A 17,510-nucleotide genomic window follows, 5' to 3' on the forward strand; every position below is an offset into this window, starting at 1 on the left:
CCCCAGCTTGTACCCTCTGGAACGATAAAGAAGCAGGTCAGACGTGTTGGAGAAGTCCCCCAATCTGGGGCACCATGCAAGGGTGAAAAATGCTAAGAAACCACTGCTAGGTCTCATCTCGGTCGCTGCCGCCGCCGTGCTTACAGCATGTTCGGCCACCGGTGGCGCGCCCCGCCCCGACGCTGACGGCGAGCTAGCCGGTGGCGTCGACACCGAGCGCCTTGTCGTCGCCATGATCTCCCACGGCGCGCCGGGGGATACCTACTGGGACCTCGTGCGCAAGGGCGCGGAGGATGCCGCCCGCAAGGACAATATCGAGCTGCGCTATTCCTCCGATCCGGAAGCGCCCAACCAGGCAAACCTGGTGCAGTCCGCCATCGACTCCGGCGTGGATGGCATCGCCGTGACCATGCCCAACTCTGGTGCGATCGGGCCTGTGGCCAAGAAGGCTTCCGATGCCGGCATCCCGACCGTGGGGCTTAACGCCGGCATGGATGATTACCAGAAGTACGGCATGAGCGCCTTCTTCGGCCAAGAGGAAAAAGTCGCCGGCACCAAGGCCGGCGAGCGCCTCAAGGATGAGGGCGCCAAGCACGTCTTGTGCGTTATCCACGAGCAAGGCAACTCCTCGCAGGAGTCGCGCTGCGCCGGCGTGAAGAAGGGGCTGGACAACGGCAAGGTTGAGCTCCTGTACGTCAACGGAAAGGATCTGACCGCCGCGCAGTCCACCATTAACGCGAAGCTGAGCCAGGATCCCTCCATCGACTGGGTCATGGCGCTGCAGGCCTCCGTGGCTATGCGCTCCGCCGACGCGGTTGCCGACGCCTCCTCCAAGGCCAAGGTCTCCACCTTCGACACCAACGCCGAGCTTGTCGGAGCCATCGCGGATAAGCGGATCCAGTGGGCCGTCGACCAGCAGCCCTATATGCAGGGCTATCTCGCCGTCGATTCGCTGTGGTTGGCGCACCGCAACGGATCCACCATGGGCGGCGGCCGCCCGGTTTATACCGGCCCCTCCTTCGTGGATTCCACCAACGTGGACATCATCTCCGAATCCGCTAAGGAAGGTCTGCGATGAGCGAAACCACGACTGCATCCGACGAGGCGCTATCCAGCCCTTCCGATACCCGTCTGACCCGCCGCAGCGGCTTCGCGCGCCTCATCCGCCGCCCGGAGCTGGCCAGCCTGCTCGGCGCGGTGGTCATCTTCGTCCTCTTCATGATCGTGGCGCCCGCCTTCCGCTCGGTTGAGGCTTTCTCCACGGTGCTCTACGCCAGCTCCACGCTGGGCATCGTGGCGTTGGCGGTGGGCCTGCTCATGATTGGTAATGAGTTTGATCTGTCCTCCGGTGTGGCGGTGACGTCCGCGGCGCTCGTGGCCACCATGCTCAACTACAACTTCCACCTCAACTCGTGGGTGGGCGTGGGCCTATCCCTGCTGACCGCGCTGGCCATCGGTGCGCTCAACGGCTTCCTTGTGGTGCGCACAAAGATTGACTCCTTCCTTATTACGCTGGCGGCTTTCCTCATGCTGCAGGGCCTTAACCTGGCGATTACCAAGCTGGTGACCGGCCAGGTGGCCACCCCGACCATCGCTGACATGGAGGGGTTCGGCTCCGCCCGCGTCATTTTTGCCGGCACCATCCACATCGGTGGTTTGAGCATCCGCGCCACCGTCATCTGGTGGATCCTCTTTGTCGCCATTGCCTCGTGGGTGCTGTACAAGACGCGCTGGGGCAACTGGATTTTTGCTGTCGGCGGCGATGATGAAGCCGCCCGCGCCGTCGGCGTTCCCGTGCGCCGCGTCAAGGTGGCGCTGTTCATGCTCGTCGGCTTCGCGGCGTGGTTCGTGGGCATGCACACCCTCTTTGCTTTCGACTCCATCCAGGCCGGCCAAGGCATTGGTAACGAGTTCCTCTACATCATCGCCGCGGTCATCGGTGGCTGCTCCATGACCGGCGGGCGCGGCACCGCGGTGGGCACCGCCATCGGCGCGCTCATCTTCGGCATGACCAACCAGGGCATCGTGTACGCCGGCTGGAACCCCGACTGGTTCAAGTTCTTCCTCGGCGCCATGCTGCTCTTCGCCGTGCTGACGAACACCTCGGTGGCCAACTTTACGAGGAAGCGATAACCATGATTGAGCTGCACGATATTTCCCAAACCTTCGGCAACTTCCACGCCCTGCGCGGCATCAACCTTTCTGTGAAAGAGGGCGCGGTGACCTGCGTGCTGGGTGATAACGGCGCGGGCAAGTCCACGCTGATCAAGATTCTGGCCGGACTTAACCAGCCCACCGGTGGCACCATCACCGTCGATGGGGAAGAGGTGAACTTCACCAGCCCCCGCGATTCCCTCGACGCCGGTATCGCCACCGTGTACCAGGATTTGGCGCTGGTTCCCTCGCTGTCGGTGTGGCGCAACTTCTTCCTGGGCCAGGAACTTACCGGGGCGCTGGGGAGCTTGCGTGAGGAAGAGATGAAGCGCATTACGCACGAGCAGCTGTCCGAAATGGGCATTGAGCTTGGCGACGTCTCCGTGGAACTCTCCGCGCTCTCCGGCGGCCAGCGCCAGGTGGTGGCGATTGCCCGCGCCATCTACTTCGGCGCGCGCTACATCATCCTGGACGAGCCCACCGCAGCACTCGGAGTGAAGCAGTCGGGCATGGTGCTGCGCTTTATCGACGCCGCCCGCGAACGCGGCATGGGCGTGGTCTTCATTACGCACAACCCGCAGCACGCCTACTTCGTGGGCGATCACTTCATCGTGCTCACGGTGGGGCAGATGTCGCTGGACGCCTCCAAGGAGGAGGTCACGTTGCCGGAGCTGACCCAGTGGATGGCGGGCGGCGACGAGCTGGAGGAGCTCAAGCAGGAGCTGGCACGCTAAGCTTGCCCGCATGACAAAAAGTGGCGTGAGCGTGGGCACCGACCTGGTGCACATCCCGTCCTTTGCCCAGCAGCTGGAGCTTCCCGGCACGCGCTTCGCGCAGGTTTTCAGCGCCTCCGAATTGCGCGTGGCGCAGGCCCGGGGGCTGAGCGGTGCTGCCCGCGCGCAGCACCTGGCGGGGCGCTGGGCGGCGAAGGAGGCCTTCATTAAGGCGTGGTCGCAAGCGCTCTACGCGCACCCGCCGGTCATCGCAGAGGAAGCCGTGGACTGGGCGGAGATTGAGGTCCGCCCGGATGCGTGGGGGCGCGTAGCACTCGAGTTGCGTGGTGAGATTGCCCGCCTCACGCGGGAGTCCTTGGGGGATTTCTCCACGGCGCTGTCGATTAGCCACGATGGTGATTACGCCACCGCCATTGTGTACCTTTCGCGCTAAACACGCCTGGTCGCACCTGACTTCGCTGGGTGTGGCTAGGCGCTCGTGGCAATAGCGAAGAGGTAGGCGATGAGCATGCGCTTAATCTCTTCCACCACGCCATCAAAGCTTTCCTCGGAGCGCATGGTGCTGTAGTTGAGCAGGGAAACCACGGTGTGGACGAGGAAGGCGGCGATCTCCACACGGGCGTCGGCGTCCATGCCCTGGGCAAGAGGCTCGATGATTTCCGCGATGGGCTTGAGCAGGCTGAGCTCCGTGTCGGCGGCCGTGGCGCGGGTCGCGGGTGTGGACTGCACGGCATGCCAGACTGCACGGCGCGAGGGGTCGTTGCGCCAAACACGAGCCATGCGGTCGATGAATTCTTCGAGGAAGTCCGGCCATTGCAGGGCCGGAACGCGCTGGGAAAAGCGCTCAACCTCAGCCAACATCTCCGCGGTATCTTGGCGGTCGAGCTCGCAGATCAGCACGTACTTGTTGGCGAAGTACTGGTAGAGCGTGCCAATCGGCACTTCCGCGCGGCGCGAGACCTCGTCGAAAGTAAAGGACTCGAAGCCATAGTCCACGAGCGCCTGACGCGCGCAGGACAAGATCCGGTCATACTTGGCCCGGCTGCGCGCCTGTGCTGGGCGACGCCTCGGGACCAGAATCTCCGGTGACTTCGAGCTGGATTCCACGGTTTAGTTGAGCCCCTTAAGCACGCGGGCGACGTGGCCGGTGGCCTTGACGTTGTACATGGCTTGGCCGATCGTGCCGTCTTCCTCGATGAGGAACGTGGAGCGGATAACGCCTTGGACGATCTTGCCGTAGTTCTTCTTCTCGCCGAAAGCGGCATAAGCTGTCATGACTTCCTTGTCGGGGTCAGACAGCAACGGGAAGTTGAGCTCATGGTCCTCGCGGAACTTTGCTAGTGCCTCGGGCTTGTCAGGGGAGATTCCCACCACGGCGATGTTCATGTCATTGAGCTGCTCTAGGCTGTCGCGGAAGTCGCAGGCTTCCTTCGTACAGCCAGGGGTGTTGGCGCGCGGGTAGAAGTAAACCACGACGCGCTGGCCGGCGTAGTCGCTCAAGCTGACGGTGTTGCCGGCATCATCGCTCAGGGAAAAAGCGGGGGCTTTGTCTCCTACGGACAGTCGTTGTGCTTCAGTCATGCTGTCTACCTTACCGTGCCCTACGGGGAGGCTATCTGGCGAATCTACGCCACCGAGGGTGAAACAAACGTTGGCCAACTCTGCAGGGGAGCTGGCGGTCAATGTAGAATGTCGACGTTAGAACCACAACGGTTAGAAATACACTAACCGCAACAACACCGAACGAAGCCAAATTCAGGAGATTCACGTGGCACGCAACATTGATGATATCCAGCGCGACATCGAGCGCACCCGCCGTCAGCTGGCTAGCACCTTGGATGAGCTGGCTGATCGCAGCAAGCCGCAGAACTTCGTCGAGGACGCTAAGGGCGCGGCAACCCAGAAGCTGCAGGAGCGCAATGTGCAGATGGCGCTCGCCGGCGTTGGTGCAGCCGTCGTAGGCCTTATCGCTTTCTCCGTTTTCCGCTCCAAGCGCCGCAAGTCCGATATCAAGGAACTGCAGCGCCTGCTCGCTGAGCGTCGCTAGAGCCGGTTAGCGCCGTTGGGCGCGACTGCATACCTAGAGGCCCTGCCTTGGGAAATACCCCGGGGTGGGGCATTTTTGTGCTCCGTATGCGTTACTGGAAGCATTGCCTACCTTATGCAGGCTTTGGGTAGCCTTACCTGTCTGTGTAGTATGAACCTCCGAACAGACCATAAGACCAAAGTTTGAAGGAGAAATCGTGCTTCACGTATCGACGCCTGCAGGCCAGGCATCCCGTCCGCGCGCCGGGCGAGTAGTAGGGGCGTGCGCCATGGTGGCGGCGCTGGCCAGCGCGCTGGCGGGCTGTGCCTCCGACAATGCCGATGCCGGCAGCGAGCAGGCCACGGGAGCGCAGGGGACTGCCGCTGTGAGTTTCACAGACCTTGCCGGCCGCCAGGTGGAGCTGGACCACGCGCCGGAACGCGTCATCCTGGGAGAAGGCCGCAGCGTCTTTGCCACCGGCATCCTCAACAAGGAAGACCCGCTGGACAAGGTCGTGGCCATCGGATCGGACCTGAAGCAGAATGTGCCCGACTACTACCGCGAGTTGGAAAAGACCACGCCCAAAGTCAACGAGCTGCCGGAAATCGGCGGCTTCACCAAGGGCGATGTCACTGTGGAGGAGCTCATCAGCCTCGACCCGGACCTCATCGTGCTCTCCAAGGATCAGTACGAGGCCTCCCAGACCGCTGGGCTCACCGACAAGCTGGATCAGGCCGGCCTGACCTATGCCGTCACGGACTTCCGCGCCAAGCCCTTGGAGAACACCATTCCCACCATGGAAATCTTCGCCGATATCTTCGGCCACGAGGACCGCGCGGAGGAGTTCATCGCGGACTGGCAAAAGAACGTGGATCTGGTAACCGAGCGCGCCACGAAAGCGCAGGACAAGCCCTCCACCTTCGTGTGGCGCGCAGCGGGTGTCTCCGATTGCTGCGGCTCGTGGAATGACTCCAACATTTCTGAGCTGGTCAACGTCGCCGGTGGAAAGAACGTGGCAGACGGCATCATCGAGGGTGAGTCCGGCGCGCTGACCCCGGAGAAGGTCATCGACGCCAATCCCGACATGATCATTGCCACCGGCGGCGACTGGTCCGCCAAAGTGGATAACGCAAAGGGCCACACCGGCTTCGCTGCCGCCGGCTATGGCATCAGCGAAAAGGATGCCCACGAGAGCGCCGCTTCGCTGGCCGGCGTCCAACCTGGTTTTGAGGATCTTTCTGCCGTCAAGGAGCACAACCTCCACGGCCTGTGGCACCAGTTCTACAACTCGCCCTTCAACTACCTGGCACTCCTTCAGATCGCCGCGTGGCTCCACCCAGAGGACTACGCAGACGTCAACGTTCAGAAAGAATGGGCCGAAGCCCAAGAGAAATACTCGCCCGTCCCCGGCGACGGAACCTTCTTCAGCACCAACTAGTCATGAGCATTCTCACCTCAACCGCGCGCTCGGCAAGCCCTGAACGGACCACGCACGCAGAAACCGCGGTGCTTCCCGTGGAGGCCCTCGCACGCGAGCACTCCCGCGTGACCCGCCGCCGCATCGCCATCGTCGCTGGGCTTATCGTCGTAGCGCTCGCCGCATTCGTTCTTAGCGTGATCGTTGGCGCCATCGACCTCACCCCGGGGCAGGTGCTGCGGGGGATGGTGGATCCGGGAGGCGTCGACAAGCAAACGCGTACAGTCCTGTGGAGCCTGCGCCTGCCTATGGCCGTCATGGCGCTGCTTATCGGCGCCAGCCTGTCACTGGCTGGCGCGCAGATGCAGACCATCCTGGATAATCCGCTGGCGGAGCCCTTTACCCTCGGCATCTCCGCGGCGGCTGCCTTCGGCGGAGCCAGCGCCATCGTGTTGCGTTGGCAGCTTCTGGCCCAACCGCAGTTCAACCTCGCACTCATCGCGTGGCTGTCGGCGGCGCTGGCCACAGCCATCATCGTCGTTGCCGCCGTTATTCGCGGTGCGAAGTCCGAGACGATGGTGCTGCTCGGCATCGGCCTCGTCTTCTTCTTCCAGGCCATGCTGGCGCTCATTCAATACCGCTCTTCCAGCGAGGCTCTCCAACAGATCGTTTTCTGGTCCATGGGTTCGCTCACCCGCGCTAGCTGGCAGGCCAACGCCGTGCTGGCCGGCGTGCTTGCGGTGGCGTTGCCCATCCTGGGAGCGCTGTCGTGGCGGCTAACGGCGCTGCGGCTTGGTGACGCCCGCGCCACCGCCCTCGGTATCAACACCTCCCGCCTACGCGTGATTGTTCTCGTCGTGGTCTCGCTCGTCGCGGCCACCACCGTGGCTTTCGCCGGCATCATCGGTTTTATCGGCCTGGTGGGCCCGCACATCGCGCGCATGTTGGTGGGTGAGGACCAGCGTTACTTCGTGCCGGCCTCCATGGCCGCAGGCGCGGCGGTGATGTGCGCCGCCCACGCGCTAAGCCTCCTGATTAAGCCCGGGCTGGCCATCCCCATCGGCATCGTCACCTCGCTTCTGGGCGTGCCGTTCTTCATCGCCATCGTCATGACTCGGAGGAGGGCATTGTGGACGTAGAACTCACCATCACCGATCTATCTGCCGGCTATGGCTCGCGCACGGTGGTGGACGGGCTGAGCCTTCCCACCCAGCGCGGTGGGCAGGTCGTGGGGCTGCTGGGGCCGAACGCGTCCGGCAAGACCACCACTATCAAGACGCTCGCCGGTGTGCACCGCGCGCGGGGCGGCACGGTGGACTTTCGCGTCGACGGCCAGAGCCCGCGCGGACAGCGGCGCCGCCAGCTCATCGGCTATGTGCCGCAGGGCCTGCCACACACCGCGGCGCTGCGCGCGTTTGAGGCGGTGCTGATTGCAGCGCGGCGCGAAGCGTGCGAGGACCCAATCACCCGCACCGCCGCGGTCCTGCACTCCATGGGGCTCGACGACATTGCGCAGCGCTACCTCAACGAGCTCTCCGGCGGCCAACGCCAGCTCGTCGCCGTGGCGCAGATGCTGGTGGGGACCCCTGGGCTCATGCTTCTCGACGAACCCACCTCCGCCCTCGACCTCAACCGGCAGCTCTTCGTCTTGGGCCGCGTGCGGGCAAAAGCTCGGGAGGAAGGAAGCCTCGCGTTGGTGGCGATTCATGACATCAACCTGGCCGCCCGGATGTGCGACCAGCTCGTCGTGCTCCATGGTGGCAAGGCCTGCGCCCATGGCGCGCCGGGGGAGGTGCTCACGGAGGAGCTCTTGCGCGAGGTCTACGGCGTAGAGACGGATGTGCTGGACCACCGCGGGCAACCCGTCGTGGCGCTGCGGGAGGTTAGTTAGACTCGGGCCGTGTGAGCCGAAATTCGCCCGAGAACCTCCTGTTATACCTCACCCCGGAGGATGAAAACACCATCCGGGACGTCTATGCTGCCCTGGCTCAGCGTGGCTTTCCGGTGCAGCACCAGCGCCCGCACATTACGGTGACGTTCGCGCCGGCGCTCGAGACCGCAGTCGTCGACGAGGCCCGCAACCTGCTCCCGCCGCTTCTGCCCGCGGCCTTTCGCCGCGTGGGCACGGTGGTCTTTGGGACGAAGAGTAAACAGACCGTGGCGTGGCTTTTAGAAACCACGGATGAGCTGGAATCCGCCGCGCGCCGCCTCAGTGCCTCGAACCCGGAGGGGAGGGGCCCGCGGTGGACCCCGCACCTGACGATGGGGCTGCGGCTGCCGCGAGCGATGGTGCCGGAGTATATGCGGGCGCTCGATGAAATCTCGACCTTTGAGCACAAGGAATTCACGGCGGCGCAGGCCGCGTGGTGGCGCCCCAAAACGCAGCAGCTCGAGGTCTTGGGCTAGGATCGGAAAAGCCCCTCACCACGGGGGTGAGGGGCTTAAACTGTGCGCCATCAGGGACTTGAACCCCGAACCCACTGATTAAGAGTCAGTTGCTCTGCCAATTGAGCTAATGGCGCTTGGTGTCTCTGACCGGCTCTGATTTCCTCAGTGCCTGCCGTGCAACGAGATGTAACTTTAACACCCTCTTCGTAAAAAGGTAAAATCGCCAGGTAAATGGGTGTTTTCCGCGATTAATGCCATGGCTAAATGCTTCTCTCAAAGAGTCGCGGGTGTGGAAGTCTGACGGGTGGGTAACGAAACGGTTAAGAGCGGTGGCGCTAACTGGTTCGTAGGGTGCGTGTGCGGTTAGTCTATGTGCACTCTTATTATTGTCTGTGTCTTTCTATGAGCTAGGGGTTTGTGTGCATTCTCTATTCCCTTCCGCACGTCCCGCAATGCTTCTCTCGAGTATCGTTGCGACCGCTTCACTCTTAACCGCCTGCACCATTGGTGGTGCCGCGGATTCCGGTCCGGCCACTGCCCAATCGGAGGCTGACGTCAAAGCGAGCGCTTCGGCGGAAGCATCGGCGTCGGCAGCCGCCAAGGCGAAGCAGCTGAAGTTTTCCGTCAAGGATGGTGCGAGCGACGTAGATCCCTCCAAGCCGGTTGAGGTTACGTCCCCGGCCGGGCTTAAGTCGGTGACAATGACCAACGAAGCCGGCATCGAAGTGGACGATGAGCTGTCATCTGATTCGAAGACGTGGAAGAGCGCCGAAGTGCTGGGGTATAACCGCACCTACACCATCGACGCCACGGACAAGGACGGCACCCATAAAACCATCACCTTCACCACCCCGCAGGCAGCAGGCGTGTCCGAAGTGGCCTTGAGTCCGATACCGGATTCTGAGGTGGGGGTTGGCCAGGTCATCGGCGTGCGATTCGGAAACTACGTCACCGACCGCAAGGCGGCCGAAGAGGCAATCACAGTCAAGACCGAGCCTGCCGTTGAAGGTGCTTTCTACTGGGTCAACAACCAGGAAGTGCGGTGGCGCCCGGAAAACTACTGGGAACCCGGCACGAAAGTGACCGTCGATGTCGACCTGTACGGCCGCAACCTCGGCGGCGGCATCTACGGCGGCGAGGATGCTTCCACTAACTTCACCATTGGTGACCGCGTCATCGCGCTGATCGACAACAACACGAAGATGATGTCGGTGTTCAAAAACGGTGAAGTGCTGCGCCGTTTGCCTGTCTCGATGGGTAGGGATGGCCAGTGGGATACCCCGAACGGAACCTATGTCATCGGTGACGAGTACCCGTCCCTCGTTATGGACTCCACTACCTTCGGCCTGGCTCTCGACGCCGGCGGCTACAGGACTGACGTTCAGTGGGCAACCCAGATGTCCTACTCCGGAATCTATGTCCACGCAGCGCCTTGGGCTGTCGGTGCGATGGGTAGCTACAACCAGTCTCACGGCTGCATCAACGTGACTACTGAGGCTGCTCAGTGGTTCCAAAACACGGTCAAGCGCGGCGATATTGTGAGGGTCTCCAACACCGGCGGCGGCGTGCTGAGCCCGCTCGATGGTCTGGGTGATTGGAACATGGACTGGGCTTCTTGGTCTGCGGGCAACGCTACCGCTAATCAGTAGCGGCCGGGCAGCACTAGCGCGGCAGACCGCGGCGTCGAGACACTGTCTTGTCAAAGGGAATCCAAAACCGCAGGGCGGCGTCCTGGTTCTTGGAGATGCCAATGCGCGGACCGCGCACCCACTCGGGCTCCTCGGCACGCGGGCTAAGTTCTACCGGCGTGCCGTTGTCCTCGAGGCGGAAACCTAAGGCCTTGCCCAAGTTGCCGGGGCCGCGCGCGAGGTTGTGAAACTCTGTATCGCCGCGGCGTTGGTAGGCAAGTTCTATGCCATCGATAACTTCTCCGCCGCGCAGCAGGCAACCCTCACCCGTGCCTTCGGGGGCGCACACGATGTTGCCGTTGCGGTGGATGCCGTAGGAGGCATAGACATAGAGGCACCCGGGCGGGCCGAACATGGCGGCGTTGCGCGGGGTGCGGCCGTTGAAGGTGTGAGAGGCCTCATCGTCTGCGCCGAGGTAAGCCTCGACTTCCGTGATGCGCACCGAAACGCCGTTGTGCGTGAGCACCGTGCCCAGAAGCTGGGGAGCAACGACGTCGGCGGTGTCGGTGAAATCGATCATTGCCGCAGTCTAACGTGAAAACAAACGTTAGGCCTTAGCTCGTTCTTCCTCGGCCTCAATCTCTGCGTTGAAATTACGCTTGGAGGATTGCCACTGGTCCTCAGTCATTCCGATACGCCAGTAGCCAGAGATAGAAACGTCTTCCTTGGGAATCCCTGATTCAACGAAAAGGAAGCGACGAAGCTCTTTGATCATTTCGGCGACTCCGTGGATGAACCATCCGGTTTTCTTCTCCTGGGGGATACCAGCCGCGCGGACCACACGGGATAGCTCAGTACCGTGGGTAGCGCCATTGCGGACTACCCAGGTGATTTCCACGCCATCGCGGGTGGGCAGTTCAAACGTGCGGTCTTCGGCTTCGATCTCGATATATGCAGTCGCAGTCGCGCCGTCGGGAAGCCGCTTCAAGCCAGCGCTGATAGCCGGTGCTGCAGACTCGTCGCCGGCGAACACAAAGTGCTCATAGTCTTCGGTTGGTCCCCACGCGCCACCAGGGCCGAGGAAACCGAGCTTCTCTCCAACCTCGGCTCTGCGTGCCCAGGGGCCAGCCAGGCCGGAATCACCGTGGGACACAAAATCGATGTCAAAATCCCCGGTTTCTGAGTTCACGTTGATCAGGGTGTAGGTGCGGAGAATCGGCTGCTTATCGCGCGGTTGCTCTGCGCGAATCTGCTGAATATCAAAAGGCCAAGAGTAATCGGCGCCCTCTGGCACGAACAACAGCTTGATGTAGTGATCTGTAAACTCCAGCTCTTTGCCTATGAATGCTGGAGAGTTCATGTGTAACCGAACCAGGTCTGGAGATACTTGGCGGCGGCCAGTTACGGTCGCTTCATGTGCCTTGCGGGGTTTGCGCTTCGGCGCTGCCTCTTTGCCCTGGTCAGCCATTGTTATCACTATCCTTGCTATCTCTTCATGAGCTTAGATCTTCTGTGAGGACAGAAGCCCACATGCCCTAAGTTTAGGTAAGGCTAACATGCTTAAGGTTGGTGGGCATAAAAAATTACCCCGCGTCCTGCCGGAACAGGACGCGGGGCACATTCGGGGTGGCTGACGGGGCTCGAACCCGCGACACCCAGGATCACAACCTGGTGCTCTACCAGCTGAACTACAGCCACCATCGTTGCCTGAAAGCAACGAGATACAGGTTAACTCACCTCGTTGAATTTACAAAAACGCCTGGTAATCATCGGTAGTGGCAGCCTTAAGATCCTCCGCTTCCGCGGTGGAGGGGCCGTCGTCCGTGCGGAATACGCTGCGGCGGTAGAAGTCGAGCTCTCGAATGGACTCAATAATGTCTTGCAGGGCTCGGTGTGCCATGCCCTTTTGTGGCTGGTTGTAGTATGCCCGCGGGTGCCAGCGGCGTGCTAGTTCCTTAATCGTGGAAACGTCAATCATTCGGTAGTGCAGCGCGGCGTCCAGGCGCGGCATGTATTCGCGAATGAAGGTGCGGTCCGTGGCGATGGAATTGCCTGCAAGGGGAGCAGGGTGGTTGGTGTCGCAGTGCTTCTCGACGAGCTTCAGTACCGCCTCCTCTGCCTCTTCGATTGTGATCGTGGATTCCCGGATTTCCTTGTCGAGACCGGACTTCGCATGCATCTCGGTGACGAAGTCATCCATCTCCGCCAGTTCTTCCTCTGTAGCGTGCACGACGAGGTCGAGGCCCTCGTCGAGGATGTTTAATTCGGCGTCCGTGATGACGGCGGCGACTTCCACGATTACGTGGCGCTGCGGTTCAAGTCCGGTCATCTCCAAGTCGATCCAGACGAGGCGGTCATTTTTGGCGGGGATATCACTCATGGCTTCCACCATAGTTTCTCTTCGGTCATGGTTTGGGAGGTGCCCTAGTCGGCTGAGATGGGGGTAGATGGGGGTGAGGAGAGGTCTCGTTGTGGGAGGTGCCTTTTTATTCGAGGTGTGCTGGGGTTTTCTGGTTGACATTGAGGGGCAGTGTCGAGGGCTTCTTGAACTTTTTCATGATTTCTCTCACCAAACCCTTGGGAGATGGGACATTATTAGGTCAGCCTTTAAAGTGATGGCACTCACATATATCGAAGGACGGAAACCTACCGATGTCAGCCTTTCTTGACACTCTCAACTCATTAATTTGGTCACCAGCATTAGTCTTCCTGTGCCTCGGCGCGGGAATTTATTTCACCCTGGCCACCAAGTTCTTACAGGTGCGCTGCATTCCGGACATGATTAAGCAGCTGAAGGACGGCGAAAGCTCCGATTCAGGTGTCTCGTCCTTCCAATCGCTGATGATTTCCCTGGCGGGCCGCGTTGGCGTGGGAAACATTTCGGGCGTTGCAACCGCCATCGCTTTCGGCGGCCCAGGTGCCGTGTTCTGGATGTGGGCGGTGGCTCTGCTGGGTTCCGCAACCTCTTTCGTGGAATGTACCTTGGCGCAGGTTTATAAGGAGAAGGACCAAGACACCGACGAATACCGCGGTGGTCCGGCTTATTACATCGAGAAGGCCTATAAGCACACCAAGGCCGGTCCTTTCATGGTGGTCTATGGAATCGTCTTCGCTATTGCGATGATCCTTGCCACCAGCTACTTCCTGCCCGGCATTCAGGCTAACGGCGTGGCTGCGGCCGTACAGAACGCTTGGGGTGTTGAGGTCGGTTGGTCTGCCGTGATTCTGGGCGGAATTCTCGCCATCATCATTATTGGTGGCGTGAAGCGCATCGCTAACTTCGCCTCCCTCGTGGTCCCGTTCATGGCCGGCGCCTATATCCTTTTTGCCATCATCATCCTGATCATGAACTTCAACCAGATCCCCGAGGTCTTCGGCATGATCTTTAAGTCCGCTTTCGGCGCGGAGCAGGCTTTCTCCGGCCTATTGGGCTCGGCCATCATGTGGGGCGTGAAGCGCGGTATCTACTCCAACGAGGCAGGCCAAGGTACCGGCCCACAATCTGCCGCAGCTGCGGAGGTATCCCACCCAGCCAAGCAGGGCTTCGTGCAGGCCTTCGCGGTCTACATTGACACCCTCTTCGTGTGCTCTGCTACCGCATTCATCATCATCTCTACCGACATGTACAAGGTCTTCGAAGGCGAGTCGGAGGATGGCCCAGTGCGCTACGCCGGTGCAATCCCGGATGGGGTCGAGGTCGGTCCGGGCTTTGTCCAGCACGGTCTGGACACCCTGTTGGCAGGTTTCGGCCCGAGCTTCATTGCCATCGCTATTGCCTTCTTCGCCTTTACCACCGTTCTGGCGTACTACTACATGGCGGAGGTCAACCTGACCTATTTCAACCGCTGGATTAGCAACAAGACCGCCCGCCGCGCGTTGGTGTGGCTCCTGCGCATTCTCCTCGTGGTGTCCGTGGTTGTTGGCGCAACGACGACTCCGGGTGCTGCCTGGGCGCTGGGCGATATCGGCGTTGGCGCGACCGCGTGGCTCAACATCATCGCCATCCTCTTCCTCCAGGTCCCGGCCCTCAAGTGCCTCAAGGATTACAGCGCACAGAAGGCAGCTGGCAAGGACCCGCAATTTGACCCAGAAGCGTTGGGCATCAAGAACGCCGAGTTCTGGGTAGAGCGCAAGCTCGCCCGGGAGGAGGCCGCTCAGAAGGCTATCGCGGAGCAATCGCCGCTCCAAGGCAAGTAAAGCAATGCCCGCTCTCCACGGGGGAGAGCGGGCATTTTTATGTCCTAGGCCATCTTGGAATAGAAGCTGCCGATAAGCGGTGCAGCAATTGGGGTGGGCACAATCTTGCCCAACGCGTTCATTGCTTTTGATAGCGGCCCAGGAACCACGCGGCGCTGGTTGCGGGCCATGGCCTCCAGGGTCTCTTCGGAGCAGGACTCATAGGTGGTCCACAAGAAATCCGGGACTACCTTGTCCACGATGGATTGCTCTTCTTCGGGGATGACGGCATCGCGCACCGGGCCGGGGGCAAGCAGCGTGCAGGTTACGCCGGAGCCCTTGAGCTCGTAGTGCAGGGCCTCCGTGAACGCGTTAACACCTGCCTTGGTGAACACGTAGGTGGCGTTGTTCGGGATGGAGACGTTGCCCGCGGCCGATCCCACGTTGCAGATAGCGCCGCTGCGTCGCGGCAGCATCTGCTCAAGGGCGGCGCGCGTCAGGCGGTGAACGGCCTTTGCATTGAGGTCGAACTGCCGGGTTTCATAATCCCAGTCCTGCTCCATGAACTTGCCAAAGCTGGCGATGCCCGCCGAGTTGACGATGATGGAGATTTCCTTGCCCGCCATGAACTCGATGACGCGGTTCACGTCTGCGGCCTCGGAGAGGTCCGCTGCCAGCGCGATGGCGTCCACCTCGTGGCGCGAGCGCAGGTCCGCGGCGATAGATTCAAGGACGTCTTCGCGGCGGGCAACGAGAATGACGTTGTAGCCACGGGCGGCTAGGTCCTTGGCCATCGCAGCGCCAATGCCCTGGCTAGCGCCGGTCAGCAGCGCATACGAGGAGCGGGTAGGGGCGGGCAGCCCGGGGGAGTGAGCCATGAAACGGCGTCCTTTCTCTCAGGGTGGGAAGTTTCCACCCAGCGTAGAGCAATCAGGGTCTAAATCAGGGTAAACACCGATGAACCCTTCGGCCCAACTCTGGATAATGGACAGTGAAAGGAGACATCATGAACAACCAACGTTTGACCCGTTCCACAACTGACACGATGCTCGGAGGCGTGTGCGGCGGCATCGCACAGACCTACAACCTCGACCCGACCTTGGTGCGAATCCTCTTCGTTGTTGCCACGCTGCTGGGCTTCTCAGGAATTCTGCTCTACCTCATCCTCTGGGTCGTCATTCCAGTGGAGTAATCGGTAGTTTAGTTTCTACAAATTACTGCAGCGGGCCCATCGCCATGAAGCGCTTCCACGTTTCCCACTCATCACGCAGACGCGGCAGGGCGCTGGGTGGGGTTGCGGTGCCGTCGACAAGCGTGGCGTCCTGCATGCGTACGCCGTAGTCGAAGAAGAGAGCCCCGTGCCCGGAAGCGCCATAGCGGAGGACCGGCACCAAATTGAGCCCGTCGAATGACAAGGGCGCGTTGGGGCGCACATCAAGCCCCGCGATCGCCGCGAGGGTAGGAGCTAGGTCGAGCGGGGAGACAAGCTCAGTGCACTCCCCGGACTCTGCAACCCCGGGCCACAGGAGAGACATCGCGGCCTTATCCTCCTGCAGGGAACACACCGCTACGACGCCATCGAGATCATCCAACACGTGGGGGTCTGGTTGCTCAAGAAGCCGAAAGACCCGTGACGATGCGGGGCGGGTATCCTCCCGAACCTCGAAGCCAGCTGCCGCAAAAATGTCCGTGATGCGCGTTGTGGCTCCGCGCTGCGGGTACTGCCCGGTGAGCACTCCGCGGCGTGACTCCGCATAGCTTGGTGACGTCCCCCAGGCATTGCTGAAGCGCATTCCGCGCAGCGCGGATTGTGGAGCGTGGTCAAAAGTCGCGAGGGTGATGTCCATAAAAGTGTGTCCAAATTGTGCCCAAAGGCCACTTTCCGAGGCTTAATAAAACCCCAAAAAGTGGCCCTGACCTGCGTGCCCCCAGCAGGATTCGAACCCGCGACACATGGGGTAGAAACCCACTGCTCTAATCCACTGAGCTATGGAGGCGTACCGCGCCATCATAACGCACTGGGGCGTGTAGTCCGATTATCGGGCTACCGCTGGCGTTGGCTCGGCGTTGGCGTTGAGGAGGACGTCGTTAAGCGTGCGCGCCGCTGGGCTCAGCGCATGGTCCGCGCGGTGGATGACGAGCGCCTGCACGGTCGGGAGGGCTTCCGCGATTCGCCGGAAGTGGATTCCCCGCTGGCCCAAAGTCTGCGCGGTGTGCGGCAGGAGGCTGATGCCGTAGTCGCCCGCCACGAGTGGCAACCCCGTCTGCAACGTGGGAACTTCTTGGACCGTGACGGGCTTGCTTAATGCCGACTTAGCCCACACCTGATCCATTGCTTCCGGCAAACCGCTGAGTTCCGGCCAGCGCGGCGGCAAGAGCCAGGTCTCAGCGCTCAGGTCGGTCAACCGCACGGGGTCGGGCAAGCCTTTAAGCCTCTCAGGGAGCGCGGCGCGCACCTCCATTTCTGCGGCGCAGTCAATGGTGAGCTGCGCGCCGTAGTCTTGGTGGAAGCGCTGTGGGTTAGTGGTGAGGAGGATTCCCAACTCCGCTGAGCCATCTAGGACCTCTCTCATCGTGCCGGTTGGTTCTAAGTCCTTTAAGGAAACACTTACCTCCGGTGCACGTTGGCGCATGCGGCACAGAATCTCTGGCATATAAAGCCAGTTGAACTCAGGGGCGGAGCATAACGTCACAGAGCCCGCGCTGCCGGATGCAATTTCGGCAAGGCGCGTGGTGGCGGTGGTAAGAAGGGAATCTATCGAGGTAGCGACGCCATAGAGGTAATCTCCGGCCTCTGTGGTTCGGACTCCACCGCGCCCGCGGGAGAGCAGCTTCACGTTGAGATCCTTTTCAAGTTTGCGCACGGTCAGGCTTAAAGAAGGTTGCGTGAGCTGCAGTGCTTCCGCAGCTTGCGTGAATGAACCGTGGTCCACAACGGACCGAAAATGGTGAAGCTGGCGAGAGTCCATAAGAGCAGACTACCCGAA

The 17,510-nt window shown here is 61.3% G+C and carries 20 protein-coding genes and 3 tRNA genes; 12 read left to right on the forward strand and 11 right to left on the reverse strand.

All coding sequences use genetic code 11. From position 1 onward, the window contains the following. The first annotated feature begins 82 nt into the window (after positions 1-82). The 4 genes from M5J06_RS05995 to acpS are packed head-to-tail and all read left to right on the forward strand — an operon-like array spanning position 83 to position 3,321. Positions 83-1,078: a substrate-binding domain-containing protein gene (locus M5J06_RS05995; protein ID WP_070522495.1), complete on the forward strand. Its 996-nt coding sequence runs from the start codon at positions 83-85 to the stop codon at positions 1,076-1,078. Next, positions 1,075-2,133, forward strand: coding sequence for an ABC transporter permease (locus M5J06_RS06000; protein ID WP_070685384.1), 1,059 nt, complete (start codon positions 1,075-1,077; stop codon positions 2,131-2,133). The genes M5J06_RS05995 and M5J06_RS06000 overlap by 4 nt, the downstream gene beginning before the upstream one ends. Before the next feature lie 2 nt (positions 2,134-2,135). Then, positions 2,136-2,888: an ATP-binding cassette domain-containing protein gene (locus M5J06_RS06005; RefSeq protein WP_250224202.1), complete on the forward strand. Its 753-nt coding sequence runs from the start codon at positions 2,136-2,138 to the stop codon at positions 2,886-2,888. 10 nt (positions 2,889-2,898) lie between these two features. Further along, the gene (acpS, locus tag M5J06_RS06010; protein ID WP_250224203.1) at positions 2,899-3,321 is read left to right on the forward strand and encodes a holo-ACP synthase AcpS; all 423 of its coding nucleotides are present in this window, start codon (positions 2,899-2,901) and stop codon (positions 3,319-3,321) included. A gap of 35 nt (positions 3,322-3,356) precedes the next feature. On the opposite strand, the gene M5J06_RS06015 is transcribed toward acpS, so the two are convergent. Continuing rightward, a complete protein-coding gene (locus tag M5J06_RS06015; protein ID WP_070729986.1) occupies positions 3,357-3,995 on the reverse strand; it encodes a TetR family transcriptional regulator in 639 nt (212 codons plus the stop codon). A 3-nt stretch (positions 3,996-3,998) separates the two neighbouring features. After that, the gene (gene bcp / locus M5J06_RS06020) at positions 3,999-4,469 is read right to left on the reverse strand and encodes a thioredoxin-dependent thiol peroxidase (RefSeq protein ID WP_070525341.1); all 471 of its coding nucleotides are present in this window, start codon (positions 4,467-4,469) and stop codon (positions 3,999-4,001) included. A 187-nt stretch (positions 4,470-4,656) separates the two neighbouring features. On the opposite strand from bcp, the gene M5J06_RS06025 reads away from it, so the two are divergent. From M5J06_RS06025 to M5J06_RS06045, 5 genes are all read left to right on the forward strand, one after another. After that, entirely contained in the window at positions 4,657-4,935 is a 279-nt protein-coding gene (locus tag M5J06_RS06025; RefSeq protein WP_010191207.1) for a DUF3618 domain-containing protein, read from the forward strand. Positions 4,936-5,203: 268 nt separating this feature from the next. After that, on the forward strand, positions 5,204-6,352 hold the full coding sequence (locus tag M5J06_RS06030) for an ABC transporter substrate-binding protein (protein ID WP_070561410.1): 1,149 nt from the start codon (positions 5,204-5,206) through the stop codon (positions 6,350-6,352). 2 nt (positions 6,353-6,354) lie between these two features. After that, a complete protein-coding gene (locus tag M5J06_RS06035; RefSeq protein WP_154762459.1) occupies positions 6,355-7,470 on the forward strand; it encodes a FecCD family ABC transporter permease in 1,116 nt (371 codons plus the stop codon). Further along, on the forward strand, positions 7,461-8,222 hold the full coding sequence (locus M5J06_RS06040; protein WP_250224204.1) for an ABC transporter ATP-binding protein: 762 nt from the start codon (positions 7,461-7,463) through the stop codon (positions 8,220-8,222). The genes M5J06_RS06035 and M5J06_RS06040 overlap by 10 nt, the downstream gene beginning before the upstream one ends. 11 nt (positions 8,223-8,233) lie before the next feature. Further along, positions 8,234-8,737 (forward strand): 2'-5' RNA ligase, encoded by a 504-nt coding sequence (locus M5J06_RS06045; protein ID WP_070561406.1) that lies wholly within the window; start codon positions 8,234-8,236, stop codon positions 8,735-8,737. Between the two features lie 43 nt (positions 8,738-8,780). Here M5J06_RS06045 and M5J06_RS06050 read toward each other — a convergent pair. Beyond that, a tRNA-Lys gene (locus M5J06_RS06050) sits at positions 8,781-8,853 on the reverse strand. A gap of 318 nt (positions 8,854-9,171) precedes the next feature. Here M5J06_RS06050 and M5J06_RS06055 point away from each other — a divergent pair. Further along, positions 9,172-10,368 (forward strand): L,D-transpeptidase, encoded by a 1,197-nt coding sequence (locus M5J06_RS06055; RefSeq protein WP_210384644.1) that lies wholly within the window; start codon positions 9,172-9,174, stop codon positions 10,366-10,368. Between the two features lie 13 nt (positions 10,369-10,381). Here the strand turns inward: M5J06_RS06055 and M5J06_RS06060 are convergent, their stop codons facing one another. The 4 genes from M5J06_RS06060 to orn form a co-directional block, all read right to left on the reverse strand. Continuing rightward, positions 10,382-10,927, reverse strand: coding sequence for a DNA-3-methyladenine glycosylase (locus M5J06_RS06060; protein ID WP_154762199.1), 546 nt, complete (start codon positions 10,925-10,927; stop codon positions 10,382-10,384). A gap of 27 nt (positions 10,928-10,954) precedes the next feature. Then, positions 10,955-11,815 (reverse strand): siderophore-interacting protein, encoded by an 861-nt coding sequence (locus tag M5J06_RS06065; RefSeq protein ID WP_070561396.1) that lies wholly within the window; start codon positions 11,813-11,815, stop codon positions 10,955-10,957. A gap of 157 nt (positions 11,816-11,972) precedes the next feature. After that, positions 11,973-12,045 (reverse strand) — tRNA-His (locus M5J06_RS06070). Between the two features lie 49 nt (positions 12,046-12,094). After that, complete coding sequence (gene orn / locus M5J06_RS06075; protein WP_101735729.1) at positions 12,095-12,727, reverse strand: oligoribonuclease; 633 nt, start codon at positions 12,725-12,727, stop codon at positions 12,095-12,097. A 272-nt stretch (positions 12,728-12,999) separates the two neighbouring features. On the opposite strand from orn, the gene M5J06_RS06080 reads away from it, so the two are divergent. Further along, the gene (locus M5J06_RS06080) at positions 13,000-14,544 is read left to right on the forward strand and encodes an alanine/glycine:cation symporter family protein (RefSeq protein WP_070561394.1); all 1,545 of its coding nucleotides are present in this window, start codon (positions 13,000-13,002) and stop codon (positions 14,542-14,544) included. A gap of 44 nt (positions 14,545-14,588) precedes the next feature. Here M5J06_RS06080 and cmrA read toward each other — a convergent pair whose 3' ends face one another. Continuing rightward, positions 14,589-15,401, reverse strand: coding sequence for a mycolate reductase (gene cmrA / locus M5J06_RS06085; protein WP_070531534.1), 813 nt, complete (start codon positions 15,399-15,401; stop codon positions 14,589-14,591). A gap of 128 nt (positions 15,402-15,529) precedes the next feature. Between cmrA and M5J06_RS06090 the strand changes: the two genes are divergently transcribed. Then, positions 15,530-15,715, forward strand: a complete 186-nt coding sequence (locus M5J06_RS06090; protein ID WP_010191177.1) for a PspC domain-containing protein — start codon at positions 15,530-15,532, stop codon at positions 15,713-15,715. 22 nt (positions 15,716-15,737) lie between these two features. Here M5J06_RS06090 and M5J06_RS06095 read toward each other — a convergent pair whose 3' ends face one another. The 3 genes from M5J06_RS06095 to M5J06_RS06105 all read right to left on the reverse strand — a co-directional run bounded on the left by M5J06_RS06095 (position 15,738) and on the right by M5J06_RS06105 (position 17,492). After that, positions 15,738-16,370 (reverse strand): hypothetical protein, encoded by a 633-nt coding sequence (locus M5J06_RS06095; protein ID WP_070531532.1) that lies wholly within the window; start codon positions 16,368-16,370, stop codon positions 15,738-15,740. A gap of 76 nt (positions 16,371-16,446) precedes the next feature. Further along, a tRNA-Arg gene (locus M5J06_RS06100) sits at positions 16,447-16,520 on the reverse strand. Between the two features lie 39 nt (positions 16,521-16,559). Next, complete coding sequence (locus M5J06_RS06105) at positions 16,560-17,492, reverse strand: LysR family transcriptional regulator (protein WP_250224205.1); 933 nt, start codon at positions 17,490-17,492, stop codon at positions 16,560-16,562. Between the last annotated feature and the right edge of the window lie 18 nt (positions 17,493-17,510).

The organism is Corynebacterium intestinale (genome assembly GCF_023574125.1).
Taxonomy (GTDB): domain Bacteria; phylum Actinomycetota; class Actinomycetes; order Mycobacteriales; family Mycobacteriaceae; genus Corynebacterium; species Corynebacterium hesseae.

Coding starts and splice junctions, on each gene's coding strand:
- M5J06_RS06000 (WP_070685384.1), top strand. CDS start 1,075: ATGAGCGAAACCACGACTGCATCCGACGAGGCGCTATCCAGCCCTTCC.
- M5J06_RS06005 (WP_250224202.1), top strand. CDS start 2,136: ATGATTGAGCTGCACGATATTTCCCAAACCTTCGGCAACTTCCACGCC.
- acpS (WP_250224203.1), top strand. CDS start 2,899: ATGACAAAAAGTGGCGTGAGCGTGGGCACCGACCTGGTGCACATCCCG.
- bcp (WP_070525341.1), bottom strand. CDS start 4,469: ATGACTGAAGCACAACGACTGTCCGTAGGAGACAAAGCCCCCGCTTTT.
- M5J06_RS06030 (WP_070561410.1), top strand. CDS start 5,204: ATGGTGGCGGCGCTGGCCAGCGCGCTGGCGGGCTGTGCCTCCGACAAT.
- M5J06_RS06035 (WP_154762459.1), top strand. CDS start 6,355: ATGAGCATTCTCACCTCAACCGCGCGCTCGGCAAGCCCTGAACGGACC.
- M5J06_RS06055 (WP_210384644.1), top strand. CDS start 9,172: ATGCTTCTCTCGAGTATCGTTGCGACCGCTTCACTCTTAACCGCCTGC.
- M5J06_RS06060 (WP_154762199.1), bottom strand. CDS start 10,927: ATGATCGATTTCACCGACACCGCCGACGTCGTTGCTCCCCAGCTTCTG.
- M5J06_RS06065 (WP_070561396.1), bottom strand. CDS start 11,815: ATGGCTGACCAGGGCAAAGAGGCAGCGCCGAAGCGCAAACCCCGCAAG.
- orn (WP_101735729.1), bottom strand. CDS start 12,727: ATGAGTGATATCCCCGCCAAAAATGACCGCCTCGTCTGGATCGACTTG.
- M5J06_RS06080 (WP_070561394.1), top strand. CDS start 13,000: ATGTCAGCCTTTCTTGACACTCTCAACTCATTAATTTGGTCACCAGCA.
- cmrA (WP_070531534.1), bottom strand. CDS start 15,401: ATGGCTCACTCCCCCGGGCTGCCCGCCCCTACCCGCTCCTCGTATGCG.
- M5J06_RS06090 (WP_010191177.1), top strand. CDS start 15,530: ATGAACAACCAACGTTTGACCCGTTCCACAACTGACACGATGCTCGGA.
- M5J06_RS06095 (WP_070531532.1), bottom strand. CDS start 16,370: ATGGACATCACCCTCGCGACTTTTGACCACGCTCCACAATCCGCGCTG.
- M5J06_RS06105 (WP_250224205.1), bottom strand. CDS start 17,492: ATGGACTCTCGCCAGCTTCACCATTTTCGGTCCGTTGTGGACCACGGT.